This window comes from Candidatus Cryptobacteroides sp. (genome assembly GCF_056207615.1).
In genome coordinates this window covers 1-4856 of record NZ_JBAEER010000020.1, presented here as the reverse complement: position 1 = coordinate 4856, position 4856 = coordinate 1, and the positions used below count along the sequence as shown (strand labels likewise).

General features: G+C 54.8%; 5 protein-coding genes. 4 read left to right on the top strand and 1 reads right to left on the bottom strand.

The window, feature by feature from the left end; genetic code table 11:
• Positions 1–530: sigma 54-interacting transcriptional regulator (locus tag AC06ND_RS01215; protein ID WP_475677174.1), on the top strand; the 530-nt coding region annotated here is incomplete at its 5' end.
• An 8-nt stretch (positions 531–538) separates the two neighbouring features.
• Entirely contained in the window at positions 539–1495 is a 957-nt protein-coding gene (locus tag AC06ND_RS01210; RefSeq protein ID WP_475677173.1) for an ROK family protein, read from the top strand.
• A gap of 133 nt (positions 1496–1628) precedes the next feature.
• Here the strand turns inward: AC06ND_RS01210 and AC06ND_RS01205 are convergent, their stop codons facing one another.
• Positions 1629–2051, bottom strand: coding sequence for a DUF4783 domain-containing protein (locus AC06ND_RS01205; RefSeq protein ID WP_475677172.1), 423 nt, complete (start codon positions 2049–2051; stop codon positions 1629–1631).
• 90 nt (positions 2052–2141) lie between these two features.
• Between AC06ND_RS01205 and rlmH the strand changes: the two genes are divergently transcribed.
• Together rlmH and AC06ND_RS01195 are read left to right on the top strand one after the other, a co-directional pair.
• Entirely contained in the window at positions 2142–2615 is a 474-nt protein-coding gene (gene rlmH, locus AC06ND_RS01200; protein ID WP_475677171.1) for a 23S rRNA (pseudouridine(1915)-N(3))-methyltransferase RlmH, read from the top strand.
• A gap of 6 nt (positions 2616–2621) precedes the next feature.
• Positions 2622–4856 (top strand): hypothetical protein (locus AC06ND_RS01195; protein WP_475677170.1); only part of this gene is annotated, 2235 nt, incomplete at its 3' end.

The following is a 4856-nucleotide window of genomic DNA, read 5'->3' as shown; positions in this document are numbered from 1 at the left end:
TCGGACATGAGAAAGGCTCGTTCACCTCAGCCATCAAGCAGCACAAGGGTAAGTTTGAGCAGGCCGACGGAGGTACGCTCTTCCTCGACGAGATCGGAGACATGTCCCTCGCCGCTCAGGCGAAAGTGCTCCGCGTGCTCCAGGAGAAGAAGCTCTCCCGCGTGGGAAGCGACAAGGATATAGAGGTGAACGTACGCGTTCTCGCGGCGACCAACAAGAACCTCAGGGAGGAGATCGCAGCAGGCAATTTCCGCGAGGACCTCTACCACAGGCTCAGCGTCATCGTGATAAACGTACCTAGCCTTGACGACAGGAAGGACGACATCCCTCTCCTGGTGAAGCATTTCATCGGACAGATCTGCGACGAGACCGGAATGTCTCGCAGGGAGGTCGACGCCGATGCGATGAAGCTTCTCGTGGAGAAGTCTTGGACCGGTAACATCCGTGAGCTCCGCAACGTCGTGGAACGTCTGCTCATCCTTTCGGGATCGAGCATCACCGCTTCCGACGTCAAGGATTACGTATATTAGAATATCCCATGGAAAGGAATTACGTCGTCGGCATAGACGTGGGAGGCCAGACCTCCAAGCTCGGAGTGGTCGATGCCCAGGGCTCCATCCTCGCCCAGAAGGTCATCCGTACCGATACCTACGGTAGCGATGCTGCCGCATTCATCGATGCGCTCGCACAGGCCGTGAAGGAAGTGATAGCTGAGGCAGGGAAGGAGGGTCAGGTGCTTGGCATAGGCGTGGGTGCTCCTAACGCGAACTACTACACCGGCGAAATCTCATACGCACCGAACCTCGCGTGGGCGGCAGATGCTGCGGTGCCTTTCGCGAAGATGCTTTCCGAGCGCCTTGGCGGACTTCCAGTGTCCATGACCAACGATGCGAATGCTGCGGCGGTGGGAGAGATGACCTACGGTGCTGCCCGCGGGATGAAGGATTTCATCATGATCACCCTCGGCACGGGAGTCGGATCCGGAATCGTGATCGGCGGCAAGCTCGTATATGGCCATGACGGCTTTGCCGGAGAACTCGGCCACGTGTGCGTGGAGCGCGGAGGACGTCAGTGCGGATGCGGCAGGAAAGGCTGTCTGGAGACCTATTGCTCTGCGACAGGAGTTTCGAGGACTGCGCACGAATGGCTGGAGAAGACCGATGAGCCGTCGCTTCTGAGGTCCCTCGAGAAGATAAGCTCAAAGGACGTGTACCATGCGGCCAAGGAGGGAGACGCCATTGCTCTCAAGATTTTCGAATACACGGGAACCTTGCTGGGCACCGCTTTCGCTGATTTCGTCTGTTTCAGCGCGCCGGAGGCAATAGTCCTTTTCGGCGGCCTTGCAAAGAGCAAGAGATTCCTCACGGAGCCTATAGAGAAGGCGATGAACGAGAACTTGCTCAAGGTATGGAAGGGTAAGGTCAAGCTGATCTATTCCGAGCTCAACGAGTCGGATGCAGCCATACTAGGAGCCTCTGCCCTCGCCTGGAAATAGCCGTCCGTCAGGAAATACTGAAACCTATATAAGAGTTAAGCGCCACCCTCGAATTTCTTCGGAGGTGGCGCTAACCCTATTATTAACAACTAAACTAACCTTTGTCCTATACTATTTCAAAGTCTGTGCCAAACTACTTGGCCTTCTCTATTTTCAATTGCTGAATTTTATAGCCCTTGTTCTGATAGCTGACGAAAATCGTCACCATGTAGTTCTCTGCGCCGCAGGACATCGTTCCGAGAGCGTACTTCATGTTGCCTCTCGCAGCCGTGTGTTCGATGTTGAAAGCAGTCGGGACCGACTTGCTGAAGAAGGTCTTGAGTATCTGCTTCGCCTGGCTCCTGCTGGAGTCGCTTGTGCCTCCTGAGACCGTGATTTCGAGATTCTCTGCGAACCATGCGGAAAGGGACTCGGAGTCTCCCTGACTCATATATTTGGCGATAGGCACGAACACGTCGTAGCCCTGACTCTGCGCATTAGCTGTATTGCCGGCCATCAGCGAGGCTCCAATGAGCACCGCGGCGAAGGCCAGCGCATGTATGAGGAATTTTCTCATTGTACTTTTCATTGTTGAGGTACTATTGCCGGACGCTTTTCTTGCAAATATCAAGCCAATCGTTAACTTTGCAATATAAGCGCTATCTATATGAAAATCACACTCCTGACAGTCGGTAAGACGGACGTGAAGTGGGTGAAGGAGGGGCTGCAGCTCTATATTTCCCGACTTTCGCACTACGTCAAGTTCGCAATGGTCGAGATTCCGGAACTGAAGAATGTGTCCGCCCTCAGCAAGGAAGAGATCAAGTCCAAGGAGGGTGAGCTCATCCTGAAGAACATTCGTCCGGACGACCATGTCGTGCTTCTTGACGAGAGGGGAGAGATGTTCACTTCTATCAATTTCGCGTCGAAGATAGAGAACCACATCTCCAGGCAGGGTAATGACATGGTTTTTGTAGTCGGAGGCGCATACGGTTTCTCCGAACCGGTATACTCGAGGTGCAATTCGAAGATCTCCCTGTCGAAGATGACCTTCTCCCACCAGATGGTGAGGGTGATCTTCGTCGAGCAGCTCTACCGCGCCTTCACTATCATGAGAGGAGAACCATACCACCACGAATAGTAATTGATGGGATCCTTCAGGGACATAGTACGTAAGTTTTGGGCGCCTATCCTGTGCGCTCTGGCCGGCCTTGCCTTTCTCGTTGCGGCCATAGGTGCACGCAGCTACATGAGGGACCTTGACAATGTCGCTCAGGTGACCGAATCCTACCTCACGGCACGTCTATCCGCGCTGGACAAGGTGATGGAGGAAGCTATGGCTCCGGACACCACGGGGTGGATGCAGCTCGGACGCTTGCGCGACGACGAGGTCGTCTACAAATATGTGTTCGACACCTTGCAGAGCTGGTCCAACCAGTTCATAGTCCTGAATGACAATATCCAGTCGCCATATTTCACCTACCAGCGTCTCAGCCGTCCGGAATATGGACTCCAGTCGCCTCTTTCCACCATCGGAGACAGCTGGGAGTTCAGGAACATAGGTCCGGATTGGTACGTCGTGAAGTCCGTCAGCGACGGAATCAACAGGGTCATCGCCGGCCTGCAGATATGTTCCGTAGGTGTAGATGGCCAGATCTCGGATATCAATCCTGCGCTCCATCTTCCTGAATTCTACTCTATCAGGCAGCTGACCGGATATACCGGAACCGAGGTTTCCATCAACGGAACGCCTCTCTTCCTCATCATTAACTCTTCTCCGGACACCACCCACCTCTTCGCGAACTCCCGTCTCCGCTGGATAGGCCTTGGACTGATAGTGCTGTCGCTGCTGCTCTATCTCCCCAGACGCAGAAAGCTTGTCCCGTGGCTGGTGGTTTCTGCGAACTTCCTGATTTTCTACTTCCTTGCGCGCTATTGGGGTGGCCAGATGTCCGACAACGTCAGGATTTTCTCTCCGTCGGTATATGCCGGTGGCTCGGTGTGGTCCTCCTTCGGAGATCTCATGCTCCTGAACCTGCTCCTTGTCGTGGAGTTCCTGGGCTTCTACCTTGTCCGCGAGGCTCTCAACGAGTGGATCGTATCAGATTCAAGGAAGGAAAGACTCAGACGCAGCGTCGTTTCCGTCGGCACTCTCTGCCTGTTCATCGCGGGCATAGTATACGCCATCAGCTCTGTGTGCAGCCTCATCAACAACTCCGGAATCACCTTCGAACTTAAGTGGTTCAAGGAAGGCCTGGGCTATACCGTCTGTGCCCTCGTGGTGTATTCGGCTCTGTTTGCCTCTCTCATGCTCCTTCTCCAGGAGTTCGCGACTCTGGCATGCGGAAAGGGCGGGCAGAAGATCAGGGTAATCTCGCCGATAGGGATGAGCATTGCGGCTTCTGCCGTGACCGTGCTCCTCTTTGCTTTGTCTTCGGGACTCGGATTCACCAAGGAACAGCAGCGCGTCGGGGTCTGGGCGAACATGCTCTCCGTGGACAGGGACCTTGCCCTCGAGCTCCATCTGCGCAGTGTCGAGGAGGCTATCGCCACTGATGACGTTGTCGCTCTTCTCACGGCGGTGGACGGCTCTTCCGCCATCCTGACCAACCGCATCAAGGAAACATACTTCATGCGCTTTGCCAACGAATACGACATCACCGTATCGTCGTGCGCCATGAATGACCTGGAGTGCCAGCTACTCTTCAACAGAAGGCTTTCGGGCGGAAGCCCTATCGCGGACTATACCAACTTTGTCTGCATATACCACAACAATGGCCGCTCGAGCTATGCTGGTCTGTTCACCTATGCCCATGCCGGAGGCGAGCCGACGAGGATGCTCGTGGAGCTCTTCTCGAAGTCGGCACGCGAGGACAGCGGCTTCTACAGCATCTTCAAGGATCTGGCGCGTCCCGGCAACGTGTCCATCCCGGATGAGTATTCGTATGGAAAATATGTCGACGGCAAGCTCGTGTCATATAGAGGCACCTACGCATATCCTACCGTCCTCACGGACTGGTATGCCGACCACCTGAATTCAGGTAAGCAGCATTTCCGCACCAAGACCGACCTGCACTTCATCAACATCGTCGGCGATGATGAGGAGATCGTGATATCGCGCCCGCGCAGGACCTCGCTCCAGGTGCTCTCGTCTTTCCTGACCATCCTGACCATCGTGTTCCTCGTGATGATGCCGGTGTCCCTGACCAAGAGGAAGAAGAGGGAAGTCACCAACAATACCTTCCGCAGGAGGATATACGTGGTGCTCATGTCCGCTATCTTCGTCTCTTTGGCGTCCCTTGCGACTGTCAGCATCAAGTTCGTGTTCGACAGGAACAGGGCCGACACGAACAACATGATGTCCTCGAAGATCAAAGTCGGA

What these genes read in the sequence shown, in the direction of transcription:
- AC06ND_RS01210 (WP_475677173.1), top strand. Translation starts at nt 539, where the DNA reads ATGGAAAGGAATTACGTCGTCGGCATAGACGTGGGAGGCCAGACCTCC.
- AC06ND_RS01205 (WP_475677172.1), bottom strand. Translation starts at nt 2,051, where the DNA reads ATGAGAAAATTCCTCATACATGCGCTGGCCTTCGCCGCGGTGCTCATT.
- rlmH (WP_475677171.1), top strand. Translation starts at nt 2,142, where the DNA reads ATGAAAATCACACTCCTGACAGTCGGTAAGACGGACGTGAAGTGGGTG.